This is a genomic window from Alteromonas sp. MB-3u-76, assembly GCF_002831605.1.
Taxonomy (GTDB): domain Bacteria; phylum Pseudomonadota; class Gammaproteobacteria; order Enterobacterales; family Alteromonadaceae; genus Alteromonas; species Alteromonas hispanica.
The window spans coordinates 3,309,419-3,333,575 of the sequence record NZ_CP025115.1; the positions used below are offsets into that span (position 1 = coordinate 3,309,419).

Annotated in this window: 23 protein-coding genes; 14 read left to right on the forward strand and 9 right to left on the reverse strand. The window is 43.8% G+C overall.

The genetic code is table 11. The features are described 5' to 3' along the window. Window positions 1-2 precede the first annotated feature (2 nt). Window positions 3-329 (forward strand): hypothetical protein, encoded by a 327-nt coding sequence (locus CW735_RS14715; RefSeq protein WP_071980394.1) that lies wholly within the window; start codon window positions 3-5, stop codon window positions 327-329. Between the two features lie 216 nt (window positions 330-545). Further along, window positions 546-971: a hypothetical protein gene (locus CW735_RS14720; RefSeq protein WP_100972798.1), complete on the forward strand. Its 426-nt coding sequence runs from the start codon at window positions 546-548 to the stop codon at window positions 969-971. A gap of 66 nt (window positions 972-1,037) precedes the next feature. Here the strand turns inward: CW735_RS14720 and prsR are convergent, their stop codons facing one another. From prsR to CW735_RS14740, 4 genes are all read right to left on the reverse strand, one after another. Further along, complete coding sequence (gene prsR / locus CW735_RS14725) at window positions 1,038-2,399, reverse strand: PEP-CTERM-box response regulator transcription factor (RefSeq protein ID WP_100972799.1); 1,362 nt, start codon at window positions 2,397-2,399, stop codon at window positions 1,038-1,040. A gap of 343 nt (window positions 2,400-2,742) precedes the next feature. Continuing rightward, a complete protein-coding gene (gene prsK, locus CW735_RS14730; protein ID WP_100972800.1) occupies window positions 2,743-4,779 on the reverse strand; it encodes an XrtA/PEP-CTERM system histidine kinase PrsK in 2,037 nt (678 codons plus the stop codon). 79 nt (window positions 4,780-4,858) lie between these two features. After that, complete coding sequence (locus CW735_RS14735) at window positions 4,859-5,983, reverse strand: beta-ketoacyl-ACP synthase III (protein ID WP_100972801.1); 1,125 nt, start codon at window positions 5,981-5,983, stop codon at window positions 4,859-4,861. A gap of 387 nt (window positions 5,984-6,370) precedes the next feature. After that, window positions 6,371-8,173: a choice-of-anchor I family protein gene (locus tag CW735_RS14740; RefSeq protein WP_100972802.1), complete on the reverse strand. Its 1,803-nt coding sequence runs from the start codon at window positions 8,171-8,173 to the stop codon at window positions 6,371-6,373. Between CW735_RS14740 and CW735_RS14745 the strand changes: the two genes are divergently transcribed. Beyond that, entirely contained in the window at window positions 8,151-8,345 is a 195-nt protein-coding gene (locus tag CW735_RS14745; protein ID WP_100972803.1) for a hypothetical protein, read from the forward strand. The genes CW735_RS14740 and CW735_RS14745 overlap by 23 nt on opposite strands. 237 nt (window positions 8,346-8,582) lie before the next feature. Further along, a complete protein-coding gene (locus CW735_RS14750; protein WP_100972804.1) occupies window positions 8,583-9,380 on the forward strand; it encodes a M48 family metallopeptidase in 798 nt (265 codons plus the stop codon). Between the two features lie 79 nt (window positions 9,381-9,459). Here CW735_RS14750 and CW735_RS14755 read toward each other — a convergent pair whose 3' ends face one another. Beyond that, window positions 9,460-10,302, reverse strand: coding sequence for a mechanosensitive ion channel family protein (locus tag CW735_RS14755; RefSeq protein WP_100972805.1), 843 nt, complete (start codon window positions 10,300-10,302; stop codon window positions 9,460-9,462). 552 nt (window positions 10,303-10,854) lie between these two features. Here CW735_RS14755 and CW735_RS14760 point away from each other — a divergent pair. The 5 genes from CW735_RS14760 to ruvX all read left to right on the forward strand — a co-directional run bounded on the left by CW735_RS14760 (window position 10,855) and on the right by ruvX (window position 14,133). Next, window positions 10,855-11,127, forward strand: a complete 273-nt coding sequence (locus tag CW735_RS14760; RefSeq protein ID WP_100972806.1) for a hypothetical protein — start codon at window positions 10,855-10,857, stop codon at window positions 11,125-11,127. Window positions 11,128-11,266: 139 nt separating this feature from the next. Further along, entirely contained in the window at window positions 11,267-11,995 is a 729-nt protein-coding gene (locus CW735_RS14765; RefSeq protein ID WP_100972807.1) for a 16S rRNA (uracil(1498)-N(3))-methyltransferase, read from the forward strand. Window positions 11,996-12,123: 128 nt separating this feature from the next. Continuing rightward, a complete protein-coding gene (gshB, locus tag CW735_RS14770; protein WP_071981333.1) occupies window positions 12,124-13,077 on the forward strand; it encodes a glutathione synthase in 954 nt (317 codons plus the stop codon). A gap of 41 nt (window positions 13,078-13,118) precedes the next feature. Beyond that, window positions 13,119-13,685, forward strand: a complete 567-nt coding sequence (locus tag CW735_RS14775; protein ID WP_071980405.1) for a YqgE/AlgH family protein — start codon at window positions 13,119-13,121, stop codon at window positions 13,683-13,685. After that, window positions 13,678-14,133 (forward strand): Holliday junction resolvase RuvX, encoded by a 456-nt coding sequence (ruvX, locus tag CW735_RS14780; protein WP_100972808.1) that lies wholly within the window; start codon window positions 13,678-13,680, stop codon window positions 14,131-14,133. The genes CW735_RS14775 and ruvX overlap by 8 nt, the downstream gene beginning before the upstream one ends. Before the next feature lie 26 nt (window positions 14,134-14,159). Here the strand turns inward: ruvX and CW735_RS14785 are convergent, their stop codons facing one another. The 3 genes from CW735_RS14785 to CW735_RS14795 are packed head-to-tail and all read right to left on the reverse strand — an operon-like array spanning window position 14,160 to window position 16,749. After that, window positions 14,160-14,480 (reverse strand): putative signal transducing protein, encoded by a 321-nt coding sequence (locus CW735_RS14785; protein ID WP_100972809.1) that lies wholly within the window; start codon window positions 14,478-14,480, stop codon window positions 14,160-14,162. A 54-nt stretch (window positions 14,481-14,534) separates the two neighbouring features. Beyond that, window positions 14,535-15,647: a PilT/PilU family type 4a pilus ATPase gene (locus CW735_RS14790; protein ID WP_071980408.1), complete on the reverse strand. Its 1,113-nt coding sequence runs from the start codon at window positions 15,645-15,647 to the stop codon at window positions 14,535-14,537. Between the two features lie 58 nt (window positions 15,648-15,705). Continuing rightward, window positions 15,706-16,749 carry a type IV pilus twitching motility protein PilT gene (locus CW735_RS14795; protein ID WP_071980409.1) on the reverse strand — a complete coding sequence of 348 codons (1,044 nt, stop codon included), beginning with the start codon at window positions 16,747-16,749 and terminating at the stop codon, window positions 15,706-15,708. Window positions 16,750-16,776: 27 nt separating this feature from the next. On the opposite strand from CW735_RS14795, the gene CW735_RS14800 reads away from it, so the two are divergent. The 5 genes from CW735_RS14800 to CW735_RS14820 all read left to right on the forward strand — a co-directional run bounded on the left by CW735_RS14800 (window position 16,777) and on the right by CW735_RS14820 (window position 21,906). After that, a complete protein-coding gene (locus tag CW735_RS14800) occupies window positions 16,777-17,463 on the forward strand; it encodes a YggS family pyridoxal phosphate-dependent enzyme (RefSeq protein ID WP_071980410.1) in 687 nt (228 codons plus the stop codon). 175 nt (window positions 17,464-17,638) lie between these two features. After that, the gene (gene proC / locus CW735_RS14805; protein WP_071980411.1) at window positions 17,639-18,460 is read left to right on the forward strand and encodes a pyrroline-5-carboxylate reductase; all 822 of its coding nucleotides are present in this window, start codon (window positions 17,639-17,641) and stop codon (window positions 18,458-18,460) included. 21 nt (window positions 18,461-18,481) lie between these two features. Continuing rightward, window positions 18,482-19,021 carry a YggT family protein gene (locus CW735_RS14810; protein WP_071980412.1) on the forward strand — a complete coding sequence of 180 codons (540 nt, stop codon included), beginning with the start codon at window positions 18,482-18,484 and terminating at the stop codon, window positions 19,019-19,021. A gap of 150 nt (window positions 19,022-19,171) precedes the next feature. Next, on the forward strand, window positions 19,172-19,564 hold the full coding sequence (locus CW735_RS14815) for a DUF4426 domain-containing protein (protein WP_083595403.1): 393 nt from the start codon (window positions 19,172-19,174) through the stop codon (window positions 19,562-19,564). Between the two features lie 320 nt (window positions 19,565-19,884). Next, entirely contained in the window at window positions 19,885-21,906 is a 2,022-nt protein-coding gene (locus CW735_RS14820) for an NADPH-dependent 2,4-dienoyl-CoA reductase (protein WP_100972810.1), read from the forward strand. A 223-nt stretch (window positions 21,907-22,129) separates the two neighbouring features. Here the strand turns inward: CW735_RS14820 and CW735_RS14825 are convergent, their stop codons facing one another. Next, window positions 22,130-23,959 (reverse strand): DUF885 domain-containing protein, encoded by a 1,830-nt coding sequence (locus CW735_RS14825; protein ID WP_100972811.1) that lies wholly within the window; start codon window positions 23,957-23,959, stop codon window positions 22,130-22,132. Window positions 23,960-24,157 lie beyond the last annotated feature (198 nt).

Consider the following 24,157-nt stretch of genomic DNA (forward strand, 5'->3'; position numbering starts at 1 on the left):
ACGTGTATAAAGGAAATTGTGAGTGCCAAGCGGTTAACTTCGAATTGTCTGATGCCGTGAAAGTGTCGCCTCGTGTACCTCCAATGGCTTTGTCTGAAGAGAGCATTTCTGAGCATGTACATGATGAATATACGCTGATGCTAGAAGCCGATAAGCAGCATGTTATTATAGACTCAGCCCCATCAACGGTAAACACACTTCACACCGCCAGTGGCGAAACACATCATGTTTGTAATCAATGTGGTACTCTACTATTTGTGGAAAAAAGCCCCAACGTATTGCATCTTAAAGTAAAGTTTTTGGGCCACAACCAATGCCCGACGTGGTGACCACGTAACACGCTTAAACTGCACCTCAAAATATCGCGTTATAGGGTAGTAATTATTTCCCCTTATACTTTGATGAAAATATAGGCTAGACTCGAAATGTTGAGCGTAAGATTCGATTCGGCTGTGTTCGCATGTACCGTACAGGTGCTGTTTGAAAAGTTAGTCTTCACTTACCTCTTCATTCACATTGATCAAATCAGCAAATGGAGTTTCACCATGAAAACAAAAACGATTGCGTTAGCGCTATTACTCAGCATATTCGGCGTAACAGGCTGCTCAGAGTCTAAAGAAGACACGAAACAAGCAGTCATGTCAGAAATGAAAGAAGCAGGTGAAGCCACAGCTGAAACCTATGAAGATGCGAAAGAAGAAGCCGCAGACTCTTGGGATGACGCCAAAGACAGCGCAGAAGAAGCATACGAAGACGGTAAAGGTATGGCGTCTGATGCGTATGAAGAAGGTAAAGAAAAAGCCTCTGACGCCTATGAAGAAGGCAAAGAAATGGGCGCTGATATGATGGAAGAAGGCGCAGCAAAAACTGAAGAGTTAAAAGATGCTACTGCTAAAAAATTGCGTGAAGCCTGCATTAAGATGAAAGAAAAAATGGGTGGTGACGTAAGCGAGTGTGACACGAAAGACTAAAATCGCTGCTTTATTGTCGTTTGGTGGCCTTAGCGACCAAACGACAATAACACTTAAGATACGCCATCAATCACTGCTTTTTATATCTTCCATGTGATACTTATCAATCAACGAATAAAGCGTTGGGCGAGTAACACCTAAAAGCTCCGCCGTTTTTGACATATTTTTCTCCGCTTTCTGATAGGCATGTCTAATTGCTTTACTTTCAGCTATTTCTCTTACTTCTCGAAGATTTAACGTGGTGGGTTCGTCAACACTATCTACCGGTAACAATCCTAAATCGTCAGGCTGAATTACCGTCCCCTCTGCCATGATAACTGCTGACTTGAGTTTGTTCTGCATCTCTCGAATATTACCCGGCCACTTATGGGCTAATAATGCATTGACGGCAGACTCTGAAAAGCTTTTTGCTTTCGATTTGAACTCTTCGCGGTAAATATTCAAAAATGTCCGCGCCAATAAAATAATATCTTGGTCGCGGTCTCGAAGCGGCGGTATGACGATTGGCATTTCACCTACTCTATAATACAAATCTTCTCGAAAGCTTTCGTTTGCAACCATGGCCTGCAAATCTCTGTGAGTCGCGCAGATCACGCGTATATCGACGGGTATTTCACTTCTTCCGCCCACCCGCTCGATAACTCGCTCTTGCAGAAAACGCAGCATTTTTGCCTGTAAACCAATAGGCATGTCGCCTATTTCATCGAGAAACAAGGTGCCACCCTGAGCGGTTTCTATCTTACCAAGGGTGGTTTTATTTGCGCCTGTAAACGCCCCTTTTTCGTAGCCAAACAATTCGCTTTCCAGAAGGTTTTCTGGAATTGAGGCGCAGTTTATGGCAACAAAAGGTTTTTCTTTACGCGGGCTATGCTCGTGAATGCTGCGAGCAAAAACTTCCTTACCGGTTCCACTTTCACCAAGCAACAAGGTACTAATATCTGTGTTAGCTATTTTCTCAGCGCGCCTAACCACAGTTTGTATAGCTTCACTGTTGCCAACAATTCTAGACATTCCTGTTCTGGTTCTGGCCAAAATAGCGTTTTCATGTTCTAGTTTTGCTAAGTTTAACGCGCGATTAACTAACAGTTTGATTGTGTCTGAATCTATCGGCTTTTGATAAAAATCATAGGCGCCAAAATCGATTGCTTTTAGCGCATTTTGTTTGTCACTGTTCCCCGTAACAACTATCACCTTGGTTCTAGGCGCAAGAGAAATAATGTCATGTAAAATTCTAAGGCCTTCTGATGCATTTGCAGGGTCTGGCGGCAATCCTAAATCAAGGGTAACCACTTTTGGCTCATGACGACGCAATTGCGCAATAGCTGAGGCATGATCATCGGCAAATACGACGGTGTAGTCTGTTAAACTCCATTTAAGTTGTTTTTGGATACCGAGATCATCATCTACTACCAAAATGGTATCTGTCATTATGTCATCCTATTATTTTACTTCACTGTCCGATGCGACTGTAACAATCGTGCTCTGCATACTTACATGGCGCTGGTGCATTGCTATGGTGGATTGCTCCGGTACATAGCTCCGGTACATAGCTCCGCTAAATTACTCTGCACTGTCTGCCATTCTATGTTAATCCGTACGCTAGCTTGGGTACGCTGTTCACCGTATCATTGTATTGTATAATTCAGCACTGCAATCACTATATTTGAACCGCTGTTATGCAAATCGTCACAAGGTTTATCACCTCTAATCCGTGATACCTTGATGGCTGATATCTTGAACCTTGAGTATCTATTACCTTTAATGCTTAATGCTATACTATTGGAAAATGAAGAGTAAAACAGCTACCTTTTCCAACTTCACTTGTTACCACTAGCTTACCGCCTATAGACTCTAGGTATGTTTTTGCATCGTAGGCTCCAATACCCATCCCTGCATTCCCTTTTGTGGTATCAAAAGGTTTGAATAATCGCTCTTCTATAAATGACTTTTCCATGCCTATGCCAGAGTCTTCAATAAGCACTAATTGTGTATTTTGCGCACTATCTACATTTAATACCACATCAATCTCGCCATCATCACTCGTGGCTTGCTGGGCATTACTTATCAAGTGATAGAGCACATTCGCTACTTTTTCTTTGTCCACCACCACAGACCGTTCTTTCATCAGATGCAGCTTAGGCACTGGACTTAATGAGCTACACCGCTGCTTTATTACCTCATCAATAACACTAGAAAGATACTGCTCATCGTTAACACTGTCCTCAACTACTTTTTTATCCGTAAGCTGCTTTAACATTTTTTCCATACGCGCTTTAGTATGTTCAAGTGTTTCGAAGGTGTCTTCAATAAATTCGGGGTTGTGTTTATGCTGCTGAGCATTAGCCAATATTAGGTCAACCTGAGCTAGTACATTTTTTAAGTCGTGGAGCACAAATGCTGACATGCGATTGAAGGCAGCAAATTGGGCATTTTCGGCCACAACCTGCGCAGCTTCATGATGTTGTATAAAAGTTCCAACTTGCTCTGAAACTGCATTGAGGTAGTCTTTCACCTCCCAATTTAGGGTCACTTTTTCTTTGTCTCCAGCGGCTAATACAGCAAAACCCCACACGTTGTTATCCTGCATGAAAGGAATAAAAAGCTGGTAATTCCATTGCTTTAGCACCTCTCTGTCTAGTTTCAACCCTTCGTAGTCAAAGGGCTTAACAAGGTAGGCATCGGTATCGATAATCCAGCCGTTCTCACCGCTATATTCAACCAGCTTGTTGAGCATAATGATTTGCTTTTCATCAATATCAGCATGGCTAAGCTGCGATGCTTTAGCGATGCATTCAATACCACTTTTTGAGACCTTGAAAAGCAAACCTGAGTCGTACTGAACTGCATTTAGTAAGCCGGTTAGTCCTGCGTGATAAACATCTGAAGTGCTCTCTCCCGAACGAGTCAGCCATTTAGTGAGTTTTACCCATTCAACACGGTAGTCGTATTGATTGGCAAAGAAGTGCTTAGTAATAAAGATTTTTATCTTGGTTCTAAAAGCATTCGATAAGAAGACAGTGGCAAGAAGCGCAAATGACATCACCACAAGTATGATTTGTACTGTTGCTCCCCAACTACCTCCAACAAAGTTAATAGCATAGCCAATAACAGCCATAACGAACAAATAGCCACCAGCAACAAGGAGCAATGAACTGTGCAACACCACGTCTCGAGATATAAAAATATCTATTCCCCAGTGATGAATACGGCGAATTGAAATAACCAGAAGCGGCATAAGAAGAAAATAAATATAACCACGAGCTGCGATATAACCAACTTCCACTTGATTAACCATAGTGGCATTAGCGTAGGTTACAAACTCAAACACATTTGCAGCGCCAAGATAGATAATAAGCGGTTTAAATGCCCACTGTTCTCTTCCCGCCTGTCTATAAACTACTTCTAACAGCACCAATACCTCGAGAGACAGCACTATTAGTGTTAAAAAGCTCCACGCAGGATTGGCAGCAAAAAAATAAGAAGAAGCCAGCGCAAAACAGGCTGGAGCCAATATTATTAACGTTGTCGGACGTCTTAGAACATGGTGAAGGCTTTGAAAATTAGTTTGAATGCAGCTTGCGAGGAATAGCAACCACGCTAGTTGCTTTACAATATCGACAGTAAGTAACCAACTTAATGAAATAGGTCCAAAAAGCAGCGTGATCAAGCTTGTTGACCAAATAACCGTGGTAGCAGTAGCAAGCACAAGTAAGTGCTTTGCTACGCCTGGTTTCCTTACCGTCAACAATAAAAGTAGCAGTGCAAGATGCGCTAAGCTGTTAAGCCCGTACCCTAAGTCTGAAACCATTTAGTTGCATTCGTCCTAGTGAATAATAATTTTTTTACGGTCTTGTGGGCGCTCTCAATAAGCCCCCTTCACACAACGTCTAACGCTTTTTCACCACTAGCGAGCCAATGGAATAGCCTGCTCCAAAAGAACACAGCACGCCTAGATCGCCTGAAACAAGGTCTTCGTGATTTAAACCAAACGCGATCACTGAGCCTGCCGATGCTGTATTCGCGTATTCATTAAGCACAATCGGCGCTTCTTGTTCAGTTGCATCACGACCAAGCAGGCGTTTACAAATTAGCGTGTTCATATTGATGTTCGCTTGGTGAAGCCACCAGCGCCTTACATCAGCAGGTGAAATGTCATGTCTAGCAAGATGCTCTTCAATATGACTTGCCGCCATAGGACACACCTCTTTGAACACCTTGCGCCCAGCCTGATGAAATAGCTTATCGACACCATACGGATCAACGTCTTCCGCGCGGGTTAAGTAACCAAAATTTGAACGAATATTGTTGGAGAATTTAGTTACCGCTTTTGTGCTCAACACGTCGTACACATGTTCACCCTTCGCTGTGCTAGCCAACTCCATCACGGTTGCTGTCGCTACATCACCGAAAATAAAGTGGCTGTCGCGATCCGTATAATTGATTTGTGGTGACACTAATTCTGGGTTGATCACAAGTACTCGAGACGCGTTTCCAGCGCTAAGCATTTCAAACGCTCTATGCATTCCAAACGTTGCCGCCGAGCAAGCTACAAGCATATCAAAGCCGAAGCCCTCTATATTCAAGGCCTCTTGAACTTCAATAGCAATGGCTGGATAGGCCCTTTGCGTGTAAGCACAAGAAACAATTACGGCATCAATATCCTCAGCGCTTACTTTAGCCGCGCTCAATGCCAAACGTGCTGCTTCTACGGCTATTTCCGCTTGATGAGAAAGTTCATCGTCGCCTCGCGGAGAAATTTTAGGCTTCATTCGGTTTATATCTAACGCACCATCTTTCTTGTAGATATAACGACTTTTGATCCCAGACGCTTTTTCAATAAACTCCGCACTTGAGTAAGGCATCGCCACTACTTCGCCTTTCTCTATTTCTTCTTTGTTTTTATCGTTGAAACTATCGACGTATGAATTATAACTCGCCACCAACTCTTCATTGGTTATGCTCTCTTCGGGGTGCCAGACACCAACGCCACTGATAACGACTTGCTGAGACATAGTAATACTCTTCTAATTATATGGTAACCAAAGGCATGCAAACGCAAATAAAAGGTCTGCTAAACACCTTTATGACGGCCATTGCCATTAGACCAACATTAAAGACAGAATAAACACTTTGAATATTCGAATTAGGCAAGTCTTTAATATAACAATCCGATGGCGATTTAAGTTACACCGTATCTTTTGTTATAGCTTACCTCAATACACTCGCCCTGTAACTATTCTGTGATATAGAGCAAACTCTGTGAATTGTATTGCATAAACCTTTTGGGGCGGGGATAAAGGCCCTGTAATAAACAGAGGAAAGCAGCGCTACATCGCGCCAAATAAAAAAGCTCGCTTAACAGCGAGCTTCTTTAGAGGCTATTACAAGTACATCGAAATTTACAACTGGCTGATTTGCCAAACTGACACTGTGCCACTTACTTCATTGCCAACAATAAGCAACGCTTCTCCGCTTGGGCTGTCTTCAGCGCTAACGAAAACCAGACTTTCTGGGGCAAGGTCACCGATAATATCGTCTGCAGTTAGCCCGTCTGTTAGGTCTCGGTTAAACACATACTCTGTGAACTGAACATCGTAAGGATTGGTAACGTCATAGACAAAAATTCCACCCATACGCTCTAAACCAATAAATGCGTAGGTGCGGTCGCCAATTTGACCCACCGTAATAGCTTCTGGCTCAGGCCCTTTATTTTCCGAGCGAGAGTCACCTTCGTTTAGGTCGTTATCATTGTTGAACTGAACACCGTGAACAGATGCAGTAATACGCTCGAAATCATCACCTGAGTCGTATACTACAAGCCCATTTTGATCCCAAATAGTGAACGAGCGAGCACCGTAGGCATACGCAGCATCGTATTCGCCATTACCATCAGCATCTCCCATGGCAGATGTTACACGCAAGTCGTCCGCTTCCCCCGTTGCCTGTAGCATGGCTAATTCAGAGTTTGGTGCAGCCGTTAAGTCTTCTACTCTCACCTCGTCCGTGTAGGCTAAACAACCGTCGTCTTCATCAAATTCCACACCACCAGCGGCAGTACACGCTGCCTCATCTGCTACGTCAAAGAAATATTCGCGAGCATCGCCTTCATTAGCGGTTACTAAAAACGTTGCGTCTTTCCATGAGAATGCAGCCATACTATCTGGCTGATAAACGCCATACAGACCAGTGTACTGACCAAAACTCACTGAATCATTTTCTTGGATATCAATATCCAAGTTAGCCCATGCTTTTGTGCCTAAGCCAACTACATCAACTGTCAGTTCTTCTAAGTCGATAACAGCTAACCCGTTATTTTCTTGCAAACTTACGTAGGCCACGTCGTTGGTAGCCGCAATATATTCAGGCTCTAAATCCTGAGCCACTGTAGTAGTAATGGCAGTGCCGTTTATTGTACGACCTGACGGATTAGGAAACATCATGCCTTGAGACATGAGATCTGCTTGAGCATCGTTGAAAGCGCTAAAGCCAACTGTTGTGCCTGTTTCTTCAGGCTCGCCGCTAGCTAAAATGTTGATAACAGACACAGAACCCACTGGATCCACAGTGTAATCATCTGAAGGCTCACCTTCGTTAGCAACCAATACCTTACCGCCATCTGGCGTGAAGGTAACCATGTCAGGCAGAGCACCTACTTCTACTGAATCTAAGAAAGTTGCTGCACCAGCGTCAAGACCACTATAAAAAAGCACAAATCCGTTGTCCGTTTTTACATCTGCAGCTACGGCTACCGCCATTAGATCGCCATTAACGGCAATACTGTTGACGCCGCCTAACACTGCACCGTTAATGTCAGCAGGTAACGTAATAGTTGAAGGAGTAAGATTAACGGTGTTGATTGGGTCGGCTAATACAGCAGAGGTAAGGTTTCCGGCAGGGATAACCGCAATGGTATTTGTTCCCGTGTTAGTCGCGTAAATCGTTTGAGTGGCTACATGATACTGAACAATTTCAGCCGCACCTTGATTACCAAGGAAAGCTCGACCTACAACATCCAGTTCAATCCCAATAGATGCATCGGTACCATCAGCTCCATCTGCTCCAGGGGCACCCTGTTCACCTTGAGGACCCTGAGCACCAGTTTCGCCTTGTTCACCATCATCGCCATCGAGGCCACACCCGGTTAATGATGCTGATACTAAAAGAGCGAGTAACCCGTACTTGAATTTATTACGCACTGCCATCTTTATTTCCTTTTTTATTGTGGTATCTCAAGTTGAACTGCTAGACAAATATCGCTTCCTGCGTGCATTGCGCTTTATTTACCGCGAGGCGCTTAATATAAGCTATAAGCAGGTAGGCAATAAGCAGGCTTGGTATTATATTCAATATCTCGACAGTACAACAGAAAACTGATTTAACTTCTATGTACAAATTAAAGCCAGTTTATGACACAAATATTAATTTGGCAAAGCCTTTACAGCGAGCTTCTATGTGGCGTTTTTTTTCGAGCTTTTCCTTGCATTTTTGCCCCCAAATAATGTGTAAACGAAGTTGCAGCAAAGTATCTGAATAAATCAACCAATCAGGTTGCTATATTCATGATTAAAATGCAGGTATGCTTAAATAATTTTCAGACACCAAGGATTTAAAATGAAATTGAAATTCACGCTATCGGCGGTTGTCGCCGCTACTATTGCGCTCACCTCTTGCGCCACGTCCCCTACTGGTAGAAATCAAGTGCTGTTGTTTTCAGACGCACAGCTAACAGAAATGGGTGCGCAAGCTTTTTCAGGGATGAAAGAGGAACTTACGGTGTCTACAAAACAAGTCCAAAATAGCTATGTTGAATGTATTGCAAATGCCATAACTGCGCAGGTGCCATCTTCAGTGTTTGATGGTCAGTGGGAAGTGGTTGTTTTTGACGATGAGCAGGTCAATGCATTCGCGCTACCTGGCGGCAAAATTGGTGTTTACACCGGCCTTTTAAAAGTTGCAGAAAATCAGCATCAACTCGCTGCGGTTATCGGCCATGAAGTAGGCCATGTTATCGCCGAGCACGGCAACGAGCGAATGTCACAATCTACGCTTATCAACATGGGTACACAGGCTGCAGGCCAAGTATTAGCAGCGAATGAGGTGCCTCAGTCAGGCCCTATTATGGCAGCCATAGGATTGGGTATGCAGGTTGGTGTACAGCTACCATTTAGTCGAACTCACGAGTCGGAAGCAGACGAAATTGGCCTGCAGCTTATGGCTAAATCTGGCTTCGATCCTCGCCAATCTGTGAATCTCTGGCAAAATATGGAAGCAGCGAGTGGCGGTAATAGCCCAATGGAATTTCTATCCACTCACCCCGCTCCGCAAACCCGTATTAATGACTTACGAGCTAACATGAGTCCTGCGCTTGCTGACTATCAAGCTACCACTAACCGCCCAAACTGTAAGTAAGGCGTGCTGACCTTGCTTTAGAGACAAAAAAAACGCCGCTTAAGAAAGCGGCGTTTTCGTTTACGCAACTGGCGTGATGTTATTCACTGTCAGTTTTGTGTAAGTGAACATCCATTTGTGGGAATGGAATAGAGATGCCTTCTTGGTCGAAACGCAATTTAACCGCTTCAGTAAAGTCAAACTTAACACCCCAGAAATCTGCTGCATTAACCCACGGGCGAACTACAAAATTAACACTGCTGTCGGCAAGCTCAGACACGGCTACTTGAGGAGCAGGCTCTGACAGAATTCTGTCGTCAGCTTCTACCATTTCTTGCAGAATTTTCTTTGCTTTTAACAAGTCTGCGTCGTAACCAATACCCACTACCATATCTACACGACGTGTAGGTTTTGCCGAATAGTTAGTAATATTGCCACCGTAGATATTTCCATTTGGCACAATGATTTCTTTATTGTCAGGAGTCGTCATTGTGGTCGTGAAAATGCCGATCTTTTTGATTGAGCCTGATGTACCGCCTGCCTCAACAAAATCACCTGCTTTAAACGGCTTAAACACAAGAAGCATAACGCCCGCTGCGAAATTCTTCAGTGAATCCTGCAGCGACAAGCCAATAGCCAAACCTGCAGCACCCAAGATAGCAACGAGTGACGTTGTATCAACACCTAATTGGTCTAACGATGCTACGATAACAAATAGCATCAAAATGGCGCTGATAATCGCTTCTAAGAAATCGACCAACATATCGTCGTACTTAGACTTTGCCATTACACGTCTGAAAACAGAAAGCAGCAGGCCTACAACAATTCGACCAATAACATAGATAGCAATAGCCATGGCGATATTAATACCCCATGGAATTGCGTAATCATTTATATACCTTTCAATATCACTTGCAGATAAGAGCGAGAGTTGTTCTTCCATAATTTTTCCTTTTTGAGTTTGTGGTCACTGTGCAAATCAAGGTATCAGTAAAAACAAATATCACCAATAGTCAAACTTAATTAACCTTTCAAAATTACGCTAAAGTCATAGTGCATCGCGGCTTTCAGCTAATACAACCTCGCTAAAAGCTATACAAAAGTAGTAAGAAAAAGCATCGGGAAGAGTGTTGTTGCAAAGCTGGGCTGTTTAACCGCCCCGACTTTATGTAGTCATTTCCCTGTCATAAAAATCTAATAACCTTTTTACTACAGTTGAGAATCAGGTATTGGCTTTCATACTTCCTTTGTAATTTTCATATTGATCGTGACAACGCATTTTTAGACAGTAAAGCGAACTAAAAAATGTGATTAAAAAAACAATTACTTTTTGGCTGCAGACGTTATACTAAAGTCTCATGGATGATGTGTTTGGTACTCAACCAAATTTGCGACCAATGCATGGATAGTGAACATCTGCAAAAACAGAATTTTTACTATTTTATACTCAAGGGTTTGCTGCCCTAGCAATTTATGCAACAAGAAGGATTTTCTCATGCTGCTTTTAACCACCCTATTTGTCGTAGTGTCTGGAATTTTTATTTACGCTTTACGTCCAGACAAAGGCAGGCACACAAAGCATGCAAGAAATTCAAATTCAGCAGATTTAAAAGCGACAGAGTCATCAAAGCTAGCACCTCAAGCTAACCGTTCCATAGCAATGCACTATCCAGCAGTAGACACAAATGACTCGAAAGCACTTAACGAGTCAAAGGTTTCCAGTGTCCCCACGGGTCAAAGCCCAGCGCGAGCAGCACAGGTAATTTAGTACTTGTTTGATCACCTGGGTTTATCACTGATTGACTGGTAGCCTATTAGGGCAGTACCATTTTTTCGGCAGTGATAGCGTTGCAAGTCGGCCCCTTCCCCACGTATCATAGCGCTAAATAATTTTTGTCTTTTTTCACATGCGCATATCAAGAATCTATTACCCCAACGCTATCACCGTAGAACAAGAGTTTGAATTAACTCCAGAAGCTGCACATCACGTGGCCACTGTACTTCGGTTGAAGGCAAACCGCCCCATTGTTTTATTTAACGGCGACGGTAATGAATACAGCGGCCTTATTATTAATGTTCAGCGCAAAAAGGTCATTGTGGAAATCGATGCTTGCTTGTCTGTCTCAAACGAATCCCCCCTTCATCTGCACTTAGGCCAAGGCGTATCAAAAGGCGACAGAATGGACACTGTGCTTCAAAAGGGCGTTGAATTAGGGGTAAGTGAAATTACCCCAATCATCACAGAGCGATGCGCAGTTAAATTAGACCCAGCTCGTTGGGAAAAGAAATTACAACAATGGCAAAAAATCATCATTGGGGCTTGTGAACAAAGCGGTCGTAACGTTATTCCCAAACTAAATGAACCTGTATCTATAGGGCAATGGCTTTCTCATTCCACGTCAACCTCTCGACTGGTACTTGCTCCTGGCGCAACTCAGCCTTTAGCTCGACAGCCTTATAATACACAAGGGTATCGATTACTTATTGGGCCTGAGGGTGGGCTATCAGATTCCGAAATACACCAAGCAAATGAGAATGGGTATATTTCTGTCAGTCTTGGTCCCCGTATACTGAGAACAGAAACAGCGGCCATTACTTCATTAAGTATCCTACAGTCGTTGCACGGTGACTTTTAGTGAGGCCTGGCCAACCTAAAAAGCCCCAACTGAAATACTTAACGTAACTTGATACTATGCTAAAACGCCCCAACATATGGGGTATTATTGCCATTTACTTATTTACCGTTAATTCAAGCGAGAACTCTATGCAATACACTGTTGGCGTAATAATGGACCCAATCGAGGCGATAACTCCACATAAAGATACAAGCCTCGCAATGATGCTGGAAGCACAGCGCCGGGGTGCTAAGGTCGTATACTTTGAGTTGAAAGATCTCTATCTAGAAAACGGTAAACCTATGGGGGTGGCAAAAACAGTATTAGTCAAAGATCAACCTACCGACTTTTATGAAATAACCGAAACAAATACAGTTCAGCTTGGTGATATTGACGTACTGCTGATGAGAAAAGATCCGCCTTTCGACAGCGAGTTTCTTTATGCTACACAAATGCTATCACTAGCCCAAGACGCCGGAGCATTGGTAGTCAATAATCCGCAGGCTCTGCGCGATTATAATGAAAAGCTTTTTACATCGTATTTCCCTGAGCACATCCCTGCCACGCTTGTAGCTAATAACCAAGTACCTATTCGAGAATTTCACGCAAAATACAAAGATATAATTTGTAAGCCACTTGATGGAATGGGCGGCGCTTCTATATTCAGAGTAAAACCAGACGGTAATAATCTTGGTGTGATTATAGAAACCCTCACCCAACTTGGCACACGATATATGATGGTTCAAGAGTATCTGCCTGAGATAAAAGACGGAGACAAGCGGGTGCTCATCGTTGATGGTGAAGTTATGCCTTACTGCTTAGCTCGTCTTCCAACTAAAGGGGAAACTAGAGGTAATCTTGCAGCAGGCGGAACAGGCCGCCCTCAGGCAATTTCAGAGTCTGATAAAGCATTAGCCGAAGCAATTGCGCCAACCTTGAAAGAAAATAATATATTGTTCGTTGGCTTAGACGTGATAGGTAATAAAATAACCGAAATAAATATTACAAGCCCTACGTGTGTTCGAGAAATTGAAGCACACTTTGACATTAATATTATGGAAAAACTATTTGAAGCCATTGAAAAGAGATTGGCACATAACTAGGGCGTGTTGAAACAATACCGATGTAGCAAGACTGAGAAAATATGACGGAATTAAAGAGTTTAAAAAATCATTTTTTGGTAGCCATGCCAAGCCTAGACGATCCTTACTTTTCTCGCTCCCTCATTTATGTGTGCGAGCACGACGCCGATGGCGCAATGGGTATTGTTGTCAATCAACCCTCAACAATGAATGTAAAGCAGTTACTTGAGCAAACGGATAAAGAGCTTGATGTTTCTGCAGACAAAGCGGAACAAATTGTTCTAGCAGGCGGTCCAGTAAGCCAAGAAAGAGGCTTTGTACTGCATTCTACGCAAAAGGGATGGGCCTCTAGCCTCGCGCTAGCGCCGGGCATTATGGTAACCACATCGAAAGATATTCTAACGGCAATAGGCAACGATGAAGGTCCAGAAGACGTCATCATAGCGTTGGGCTTTGCTGGCTGGTCTAAAGGCCAGCTTGAACAAGAAATGCAGGAAAACGCGTGGCTTACCATTGAAGCCGACGAAGATATACTATTTCATACGCCAATTCACAAAAAATGGCAGGCTACGGTGAACAAGTTAGGCGTTGATGTATGGCAGTTAGCGCCTGGTTCTGGCCATGCATAAATCTCAAGGTAACTCTCAAGAACACATTGGAAACCGCACGGTTCTGGCCTTCGACTTCGGAACCAAAAGCATTGGTGTGGCGGTGGGCCAAGAGATCACAGGCACCGCATCCCCGCTTTCAGCATTGAAAGCGCGAGATGGCATTCCCGATTGGAGCCTGATTGAAAAACTATACGCTGAATGGCTTCCTCACGCTGTCGTTGTGGGACTACCGCTTAACATGGACGGCACTGAGCAAGAGATGACGCAGCGTGCTCGTAAATTTGCTAACCGTTTACATGGTCGCTTTAAAGTGAATGTAGAGTTATGTGACGAGCGTTTGACTACGACAGACGCCAAAGCCATGCTATTTGAACTGGGTGGGTACAAAAAGCTGACTAAGGATAAGGTAGACAGCGTTTCGGCCTGCGTTATTTTCACCAGCTGGGTTGAAAACGCTTATAGCTGATAAACTTCTGACAGACTGCCTATAAACTATCGGGCCTTGCTACATTGCCAGCATACTTCAAATGCGCCGCCATTTTCTTCGCCACACTCACTGCATGTCCATTCGTTCCTGTCACTTTCCGCGGTGGGTTTGAGCTTACTTTCAAACGCATTAACCACTTTAGATGCACGATTGAACCATGTTTCATCTACTAGCCATAATTCTTGCTGTGCTTCTTGCCAAGGTAATTCACCAAGCGCGCCACCTGCGAACTCATTTTTTACCATATAGGGGATGGCCAGTGCATCAAGCTCACTGCGAATGGCTTGAAGCTCAAAGGCATCTTCTGAGGCAAACAGTTTTTTCAAGCGTTCATTCCCTAACAGTCTTTTACAGTAAGCTACCCGTGTAAGCGAAAATGTCTAGTCATCCATGTCAAACGACACGTTCGACAGTGTTCCTAAACTTGAATTGTCGCTGGCGTCTAACTTTATCATCAAACGCAAATCGTTAGGCGAGTCTGCGTGGTGCAGAGCCTGATCCATTTCAACACGGCCCTGTTTATAAAGGTCATAAAGCGCCATATCGAAGGTTTGCATTCCCTGCTCTTTCCCTTTCTTCATCGCCTCTTTAAGGCTGCCTATTTCATTTCGCTGAATAAGGTCGCGCACAAGTGGGGTATTTAATAAAACTTCTATAGCGGCTACGCGGCCCTTACCATCAGGGGTAGGAACAAGTTGCTGGGCTACAATGGCGCGAATATTCAAACTCAAATCGAATCGCAGCTTGTCATGCATATCCTTTGGCGCTAAGTGCATTATCCGCTCGATGGCCTGATTAGCGTTGTTTGCATGCAAAGTTGCAACACAAAGGTGCCCTGTATCTGCAAACGACATAGCGTATTCCATGGTCTCCATAGAGCGAATTTCCCCAATGAGAATGACGTCAGGGGCCTGTCTTAAAGAGCTTTTTAAAGCGTCGTCAAACGACTGGGTATCAATGCCCACTTCGCGCTGAGTGATGACGCAATTTTTATGTTCATGAACAAACTCTATCGGGTCTTCAATGGTAAGAATGTGACCGTGAGAGTTCTCATTTCTATGGCCAATTAACGCCGCTAATGATGTTGATTTACCGGTACCCGTTCCGCCAACAAATAGCACTAAACCGCGTTTTGCCATAATGATTTCTTTTAAAACTCTGGGAAGCCCTAAATCATCCGCTTTAGGAATTTGAGTTACTATACGTCTAATAACCATGCCGGCTTGATCGCGCTGCCAAAATGCTGAGCAACGAAAGCGTCCAATGCCCTCTCTTACAATCGCAAAATTACACTCTTTAGATTCGTGAAATTCCTTTTGCTGCTTCTCGGTCATGGCTTCGTGAACCAGAGCGAGAGCAGTTTCCTCAGAAGTTGCGCTATCGGAAATAGGTGTAAGCTTTCCGTTTATCTTGGCACTGATCGGAAAGTTTGCCGTTACGAATAAATCTGAGGCATTGGTATCAATCATTTTTTGTAAAAGAGAGTCTAGCATGCTTGTTCCCGAAGATAGTTCATGGAGAGGGGTTCTAAAATCCCCCTAAAAAGTCACTCTAAAAGCTATTCATGGCCTGTTTGTCAACCGATTTTGCCGCGGCGTCTTGCTTAGTGATAACACCCATAGCCACTAACCGTTGTAAGCATTGATCCATGGTTTGCATACCGTGTGCCTGTCCAGTTTGAATCACTGAATACATTTGCGGGACTTTGTCTTCACGAATAAGGTTTCTGATTGCCGGTATTCCTACCATTATCTCATGAGCTGCCACACGCCCACCGCCTATTTTCTTGAGCAGCGTTTGAGATATAACCGCCCGCAAAGATTCTGATAACATTGAACGCACCATCGATTTTTCTTCTGCAGGAAACACGTCGATAATACGGTCAATAGTTTTTGGCGCGGAGTTAGTGTGCAAAGTACCAAATACCAAATGGCCGGTTTCTGCGGCTGATATAGCTAGTCGAATGGTTTCTAAATCTCGAAGCTCGCCTACAAGGATAACGTCAGGGTCTTCACGTAATGCCGATCGCAAAGCATTATTAAATGAATGCGTATCTCGATGTACTTCCCGCTGGTTGACCAAACTAAGTTTGTTGTCGTGAACAAATTCGATGGGGTCTTCGATAGTAAGAATGTGCTCACGCTTGTGAGTATTAATGTGGTCTACCATGGCCGCTAGTGTAGTACTTTTACCGGAGCCCGTTGCACCGGTTACTAAAACAATGCCGGTTGGCTGATTAATAATTTCCTTAAAAATATCCGGCGCGCCTAAATCGTCAAGAGTCAGAACGTCGCTAGGAATAGTACGAAGTACAGCGGCAGCACCGCGGTTTTGAACAAACGCGTTGACACGAAAGCGCGACAGCCCTTTTACTTCAAAAGAAAAATCGGTTTCTAGATTTTCCTCGTATTCTTTACGTTGCATATCGTTCATGATTTCATAAACGAGCCCGTGAACCTGCTTGTGATCAAGTGCTGGGACATTGAGCTTGCGCATTTCGCCGTCTACGCGAATAAGCGGCGGAAGTCCGGCTGACAAGTGTAAATCTGAGGCGTTATTCTTAACACTAAACGCTAAAAGTTCGGTAATATCCACAACAACTTCTCCATAACAAGGTGAATAATGCAAACAATAGCAGAAAGAATAGATTCCGCACTTCAGGGAATCACACAAGCCGCTACTTCAGTACATCGTCCACCAAATTCAGTCAAATTACTAGCGGTTAGCAAAACAAAACCCGTATCGGATATTATTGAAGCGTATGAAGCGGGACAACGAATGTTCGCAGAGAACTATGTTCAGGAAGGTGTTGAAAAAGTTCAGGAACTTGCTCACCTCACCGACATAGAGTGGCACATGATAGGCCCCATACAGTCGAATAAAACCAAAGTCGTTTCAGAACATTTCGATTGGGTGCAATCTGTAGATAGAGAAAAAATAGCTCGAAGACTAAACGAGCAACGTCCTGACAATTTACCTCCATTAAATGTTTGTATTCAGCTCAACATCGATGACGAAGAGAGTAAATCTGGCGTGAAACCAGACCAACTTGACAGCTTAATTCAGTTTATTAAGTCGCAAGAAAAGCTTTGTCTTCGCGGAATTATGGCCATTCCAAAAGCCAACCCAAGTGATGAAGAGCAACAAAGCACTCTCGGTAAGCTGAAGGAATTATATGACCATTACCACAAATCGCTGGCCAATTTTGATACTCTATCGGTAGGAATGAGTAGCGATATGCACGCGGCTATCAAAAATGGATCTACCATGGTGCGCATAGGCACAGCAATTTTTGGTAAGCGTGGTTAAGTCACTTCGCAAAACGGTAACGTAATAAAACGCAGCGTTAGCGATAAACACAGTGGCGTTGACGTTTTAACAGTGCACTTGAGCTACTTATAAAAGCAATACGCAGTTACGAATATACATTTGTGCAATTTTGCGTGTTGAATTAAGAATTACACAGACAACAGTAAGGATTTACATGCAACAGAAAAAATTGGCATTTATTGGCGCAGGCAACATGAGTCGCAGCATCATTAGTGGGTTAATTCAGTCTGGTTATGCAAAAGAAAATATACTCGCAGCTAACCCGTCTACACCGAAGCTAGACAAGCTGAAAGAAGAATTTGGCATACAAACCACACAATCAAATGATGAAGCCTGCCAGTTTGCCGATGCCATTGTACTTGCAGTAAAACCGCAAATTATGGGCAACATGTGTGCCGACCTTCAGAAAAACAACGACCTCGCGGGTAAGCTATTTTTAAGCATTGCGGCAGGTCTTCCGGTGTCTCGCTTACAAGAGATGTTAGGTGGTGACTACCCAGTTGTTCGTATCATGCCCAACACTCCAAGCCTTCTAGGTAAAGGCATGTCAGGTATGTATGCAGACAGCACGGTATCTCAAGAAGACCGAACTTACGTTGATGACGTAATGAACAGCGTAGGTGAAACCGTATGGGTTGATCACGAAGACGGCATAAATGGCGTAATTGCTGCTGCAGGTAGCAGCCCAGCTTACTTCTTCTTATTCCTTCAAAATATGCAAGAAGAAGCCATGAACATGGGATTTGATAAAGACCAGTCTCGTCTTATGGTTCAGCAAGCCATGCTTGGCGCTGCCGAGATGGTGTGTAATAACCCAGACCTTGAATTAAGCGAGCTGCGTGCCCAAGTTACCTCTAAAGGCGGAACTACGGCACAAGCCGTAAATACCTTTATCGACGAGGGCCTCAAAGACATCATTAGCAAGTCTATGCGTGCTGCCGTCGCCCGTGCCGAAGAAATGGCAAAACAGCTTTAACGTTTGTAGGAACAAGAGTAAATGAACGCAACGGTTTTTTTGATTGATACACTATTCAATCTCTACTTAATGATTGTCATATTGCGGTTGTGGCTGCAAATGGTGCAAGCCGATTTTTACAATCCAATGAGTCAGTTTATTGTGAAAGCAACACATCCTATAGTGGGGCCGTTGCGACGCGTTATTCCGTCATTAGGCAGATTTGATACCGCCACATTTGTTTTAGCACTCGCGGTTTGTGCATTGAAGCTCGTCACGCTGATATTGATATCGGGCGGTACTTTGAACCCAATAGGTATTGCAATTATGTCTTTCATGGGCGTGATAAAAGAAACGCTCTCGCTCATGTTTTGGGTACTTTTACTACGCGCAATACTTAGTTGGGTATCTCAAGGGCAATCTCCTGTTGATTATGTGCTTTATCAACTTACCGAGCCTTTTTTAGCGCCTATTCGCAAAATCATTCCTCCATTAGGCGGGCTTGATTTGTCAGTGCTGATTGCAATCATTGGATTACAGTTTTTACAGCTGTTGATCCAAGATGCTCTCAGAGTGCTATGAGTGTATAAAATTGGCATAACAGCCTCTAATATAAAAACAGCTTAAGTTAGCGCTGAAGTTTTAAAAGCACAATTTAAAAAAATATCAAAGCGAGGAGCGACGGTGAAGATAGTAAAAAAAGTGTCAGCAGTTATTTTAGGCGCGTTGCTTATGTGCTTGAGCCTTCAAGCTAACGCAGAACAAAAGCAGACATTAGGCGAATGGGATGTCCACTACATGGTAGTGAACACCCCCTTTCTTACTCCTGAAGTTGCAGCAAACTATGGGATTGTAAGAAGTAAGTACAATGCTTTAGTTAATATTTCTGTGCTCGATAAAGATTCAGGTAAAGCACAGCGGGTTTCGGTTGACGGCCATGCCACTAATTTACTCGGGAAAAAACGCGACCTTTCGTTCAAAAAGGTAGAAGACGGTGATGCTATCTATTATCTTGCTGTCTTACCGTTTCGCGACCAAGAGACATATCGTTTCGAAATTAGCGTGAAAAGGGCTTCAAGCCAGCAGACGTTAAAGTTTAAGCAAAAAATGTATGTCGATGGCTGAAAAATCTGAGGCCATAGCTGATTTAGTATAATGCCATGGAAGAGTTTTATTCAGACAGTTTTATCAGACAGTTTTTTTCATTCGGCCCGCCGATGACTCTAAAAGCTAAACGGATACCAAGCGAGGTGCTTTTCACGAGCCCTCGCTTTTTTTAGGCCTAAAAAGAGCGTGTTGACCTTTATTGCTCTAAGTCACTTTACCATTAGCCTTTCCTAGTAAATAATCATAAAAGTACGCTCTGTCGAACTGTTAGGTAATTAAGTAAAAGTGTTCACCGGCAGTTTATGCGCAACAATAAAATTATAAAAAAGAGACTTATTATGACTACCCCCTACCCTCACCTTCTCGAGCCTCTCGATTTAGGCTTTACCACACTGCGAAACCGAACATTGATGGGCTCTATGCATTTAGGCTTAGAGGAGGAAAAAGGCGGGTTTGATAAATTAGCTGCATTCTATGCAGAGCGAGCAAAAGGCGGCGTTGGCCTCATCGTAACGGGAGGAATAAGCCCTAACATTTCTGGGTGGGTAGCCCCATTTGCAGGAAGAATGACCAGTAAGAGACACGCAAAAAAACACAAAGTTATTACCGACGCCGTTCACGCTGAAGGCGGTAAGATATGCATGCAGATTCTTCATTCTGGGCGCTATGGCTACCATCCTCTAGCGGTCTCAGCCTCATCCGTGAAATCGCCCATTACTCCATTTAAACCCAGGGCACTGTCTTCAAGCGGTATCAAAAGCACAATAAAAGACTATGCAAATTGCGCAGGTTTAGCTCAAAAGGCTGGATACGACGGCGTAGAAATTATGGGGTCAGAAGGCTACCTCATCAATCAATTCTTCTGTGAACGCACTAACCAGCGGGACGATGAATGGGGCGGCAGTCTCGAAAATAGAGCGCGACTGGCTATCGAGGTAGTGAGAGGTGTGCGTGAAAAAGTAGGGGCTGAGTTTATTATCATTTACCGTCTTTCAATGCTCGATTTAGTCGAAGGCGGAGCCCAATGGGATGAAGTGGTTTATTTAGCTAAAGAGATAGAAAAGGCAGGCGCGACGCTTATCAATACAGGCATTGGGTGGCATGAAGCGAGAGTGCCAACCATATCAACCTCGGTTCCGCGCGCGGCTTTTACCTGGATAACCAAGCGGATGAAGGCAGAGGTATCGCTGCCGCTAGTGACTACCAATCGAATAAATACGCCAGAAGTTGCAGAGTCAGTATTGACAGATGGACACGCAGATATGGTTTCCATGGCACGCCCTTTTCTTGCCGACGCTCATTTTGTGGCCAAAGCAATGCAAAACGAGTCAGACCTCATCAACACCTGTATTGCCTGTAACCAAGCCTGCCTAGACCATGCCTTTGAACAAAAGCGTGCAAGCTGTTTAGTGAATCCGCAGGCATGCTACGAGACCGAACTCACCTTCTCACCAACCTCTAATAAGAAAAAACTAGCGGTTATTGGCGCTGGGCCAGCAGGCCTATCCTTTGCCATGTACGCCGCTGACCGCGGGCACGATGTGCATCTATTCGATCAAGCCAGCGAGATTGGTGGTCAATTTAATTACGCAAAGCAAATACCTGGTAAAGAAGAATTTTATGAAACCCTTCGTTACTTTACGCATCAATTAGCGCGAGCCAATGTCACAATTCATTTAAATACTCTTGCTAACACAGAGACATTAAAGGATGGAAGTTTCGATGAGGTTATCTTAGCTACAGGTATTAAACCTAGAAGCCTAACTATTGAAGGCCACGACCATCCGAAAGTTTTGGGTTATCTAGACGTATTGCGGGATCATGTTGAAGTAGGCCAGCGTGTAGCGGTGATCGGTGCCGGAGGCATCGGGTTTGATGTCGCTGAATACTTAGTAGAAGAAGCAGACCTAACTGAAAATAGAGACAAGTGGCTAGCACATTGGGGTATTGATAAAAGCTATGCCGCCGGCGGCGCACTTAAGGAAAAAGAGCTCACACCCACTACACGCGAAGTATTTTTACTTCAGCGTAAAACTACAAAAGTGGGTAAGGGCTTAGGCAAAACAACGGGTTGGATCCACCGTCAGTCCCTTAAACTTCACAACGTACAAATGATTAATGGCGTAACTTACGAAAAAATTGATGATAAAGGGCTTCACGTTGTTATTAACGACAAACCAAAACTACTGGAAGTCGATAACGTGATTGTTTGTGCAGGCCAAGAGCCATTCACGCCATTAAAAACGCCTCTTGAAGAAGCTGGGTTTACGGTACACATTATAGGTGGCGCCGACGTAGCAGCAGAACTAGATGCTAAAAGAGCCATTCGTCAGGGCGCCGAATTGGCTGCGAAAATCTAAGCGTTTTGGCAGCCAGGAAGGCTTAACGCTACACTGGCAAAGCCAATAGCGGCTAAAGTCGCGAAAAATCCATTATGTTGCTTCATTGCGCTTCGCCATACTTTACTTTCCAGTCCCGACGGGCTGAATTTTAGAGTAGAGGAGGTGAGATCAAAAAACCAGCTTTCACTTGATGGCAAAAGCTGGCTTTGTGCGTATTATTTTAAAAGGCGCACTTTTTTGACTAGCTTTTTTGACTGGCTATCCAGCGGTCTATTTTTTGTTCAAGAATAGCCAGCGGAATGCCACCTGTGTTTAATACCTGCGCATGAAATTCTCGAATATCAAAATTCTTGCCAAGGGCTTGTTCAGCCCGTGCGCGTAACTCTTGTATTTTTAATGCGCCAACCTTGTAAGATAAGGCTTGTGAGGGAATAGCAATATAACGCTCAACCTCTGCCACTACCTCAGTGCGCGTCATGCCTGAGTTATCGAGCATAAAGTCGATGGCTTTTTCTCTGCTCCAGCCCTTCGCGTGAATACCGGTATCAACCACCAAGCGCATGGCTCTTAACTGCTCATCCTGCAATGTACCGTAACGGTTCCACGGATCATCGAAAAAGCCCATTTCGTACCCTAGCGTTTCAGAGTATAGCGCCCATCCCTCGCCGAAAGCGGGCAAAAAGCTAAAGCGCATAAACGAAGGCAGTGAGTCGTTTTCTTGCGCAATGCTATTTTGGAAATGATGGCCTGGTGCTCCCTCATGAAGGTATAGCGTCACATTCCCCGTAGTTAAGCGGCTAGGTAAATCATAGGCATTAAAGAAAAACGTTCCTGGACGTGACCCATCAGGCGTACCCGGTTGATAAGAACCACCGGCACTAAACTGTTCAATAGCCGGATCGTAAGGCTTTATTTCTAGCCCTGACTTTGGCAATAGTGAGAAATACTCATCAATTTTCTTGTCTACTTCTTTGCCAATACGATAGTAGCTTTGGGTTAATGCTTCACGACTTTCAGGCTTAAACTGAGAGTCTGTTCGCACAAAGTCGAAAAGCTCATTTAGCGTGCCGTCAAAACCCACTTCGTCTTTTATCGCTAGCATGTCGTTTTTAATGCGCTTAACTTCTCTAAGACCAAGTTCATGCAGTTCGTCGGGAGTCAAAGGCAGCGTAGTAGAGTCCTCTACCATCAACTCATAAAGCTTCGCGCCACCTTTCATGTCGCTCAAACCGATGGTTTCACGAGCAATGGGTAAGTATTCATTTTTAAGAAAGTCGCGCATGCGTCTGGTGGCATCGTAAATGTCTTGCGTAGCCTGCTCATATTCACTCGTTAAACGAGTTTTTTCTTCTTCAGAAAATGATTCTGGAAACATCGTCATAGGCCCCCAAAACTGCGACTCTTTTAGCGGTATTGCTAGCTGTGTATCAAACTGCTTAATAACGCGGTCTATGGTAAGCGTAGTTTCTAACACGCCAGATTCCATCCCCTCTTTAAAACGCTCTATAGCACGGTCTGAAATGGCAATATAATCTTTGTGGCGTGATAAGTTGTTCTCATAGTCTTCAACGGTTTTAAAAGGAGCAGCCCCCTCACCACTGGCAAAAAAGGGGTAAAAAGTATGAAACCCACTAAAATGATTTACAGGGCGTACTAAAAATAACGCACTGATCTCTGGCGAGGACATTTCAAGTGCAAGCTCTTGGTTATATTTGAAAACGTCATAAGCCAATTTGTCAGTATCATCTAGCTTGCTTCTATCAATTTGCGCAAGTTCCGACAAATTGAGCTGTGTACTGGTACGGCTTGCTAAATCATGAGCATCAGTTAAAAAGTCGCCCAAGCGATCTGCCCGTCGCATATCACCGCGGAATATGGCCATCACAGGGTTTAGTGCTAAATAACGCTCGTCCGATGCTGCAAAAAGAGCAAAGAGTTTTTCATGCTCACTTTGAGCTTTTTGCATAACGGTTGGCTCTTTTAGAGCGTCATTATGAGAATTTGCGATAGCAACTGATGTGCTCAACGCTAACGCAACAGCGCTACTAACTGCCAACATCTTTCTTATCATTTGTAAGGTTTCCTTATTATTTTAGTGTGCAAACGCCAATATCATTCATAACAAATCAACTTAAAAGCACTGTTTGTTCGAATCAGGCGACGACATTATTTTAAGTCTGTCTTATGGCCTATCTAATTATTGACATACTTTAGGCGTTATCTTTGTAAAGTGCTATTTTTTGGAGAAAGGTATCGTCATAAGTTGTGT

Bases quoted from the DNA above. Each gene is read 5' to 3' on its own strand.
- CW735_RS14720 (WP_100972798.1), top strand. From the start codon at position 546: ATGAAAACAAAAACGATTGCGTTAGCGCTATTACTCAGCATATTCGGC.
- prsR (WP_100972799.1), bottom strand. From the start codon at position 2,399: ATGACAGATACCATTTTGGTAGTAGATGATGATCTCGGTATCCAAAAA.
- prsK (WP_100972800.1), bottom strand. From the start codon at position 4,779: ATGGTTTCAGACTTAGGGTACGGGCTTAACAGCTTAGCGCATCTTGCA.
- CW735_RS14735 (WP_100972801.1), bottom strand. From the start codon at position 5,983: ATGTCTCAGCAAGTCGTTATCAGTGGCGTTGGTGTCTGGCACCCCGAA.
- CW735_RS14740 (WP_100972802.1), bottom strand. From the start codon at position 8,173: ATGGCAGTGCGTAATAAATTCAAGTACGGGTTACTCGCTCTTTTAGTA.
- CW735_RS14750 (WP_100972804.1), top strand. From the start codon at position 8,583: ATGAAATTGAAATTCACGCTATCGGCGGTTGTCGCCGCTACTATTGCG.
- CW735_RS14755 (WP_100972805.1), bottom strand. From the start codon at position 10,302: ATGGAAGAACAACTCTCGCTCTTATCTGCAAGTGATATTGAAAGGTAT.
- CW735_RS14760 (WP_100972806.1), top strand. From the start codon at position 10,855: ATGCTGCTTTTAACCACCCTATTTGTCGTAGTGTCTGGAATTTTTATT.
- CW735_RS14765 (WP_100972807.1), top strand. From the start codon at position 11,267: ATGCGCATATCAAGAATCTATTACCCCAACGCTATCACCGTAGAACAA.
- gshB (WP_071981333.1), top strand. From the start codon at position 12,124: ATGCAATACACTGTTGGCGTAATAATGGACCCAATCGAGGCGATAACT.
- CW735_RS14775 (WP_071980405.1), top strand. From the start codon at position 13,119: ATGACGGAATTAAAGAGTTTAAAAAATCATTTTTTGGTAGCCATGCCA.
- ruvX (WP_100972808.1), top strand. From the start codon at position 13,678: ATGCATAAATCTCAAGGTAACTCTCAAGAACACATTGGAAACCGCACG.
- CW735_RS14790 (WP_071980408.1), bottom strand. From the start codon at position 15,647: ATGCTAGACTCTCTTTTACAAAAAATGATTGATACCAATGCCTCAGAT.
- CW735_RS14800 (WP_071980410.1), top strand. From the start codon at position 16,777: ATGCAAACAATAGCAGAAAGAATAGATTCCGCACTTCAGGGAATCACA.
- proC (WP_071980411.1), top strand. From the start codon at position 17,639: ATGCAACAGAAAAAATTGGCATTTATTGGCGCAGGCAACATGAGTCGC.
- CW735_RS14810 (WP_071980412.1), top strand. From the start codon at position 18,482: ATGAACGCAACGGTTTTTTTGATTGATACACTATTCAATCTCTACTTA.
- CW735_RS14815 (WP_083595403.1), top strand. From the start codon at position 19,172: ATGTGCTTGAGCCTTCAAGCTAACGCAGAACAAAAGCAGACATTAGGC.
- CW735_RS14820 (WP_100972810.1), top strand. From the start codon at position 19,885: ATGACTACCCCCTACCCTCACCTTCTCGAGCCTCTCGATTTAGGCTTT.
- CW735_RS14825 (WP_100972811.1), bottom strand. From the start codon at position 23,959: ATGATAAGAAAGATGTTGGCAGTTAGTAGCGCTGTTGCGTTAGCGTTG.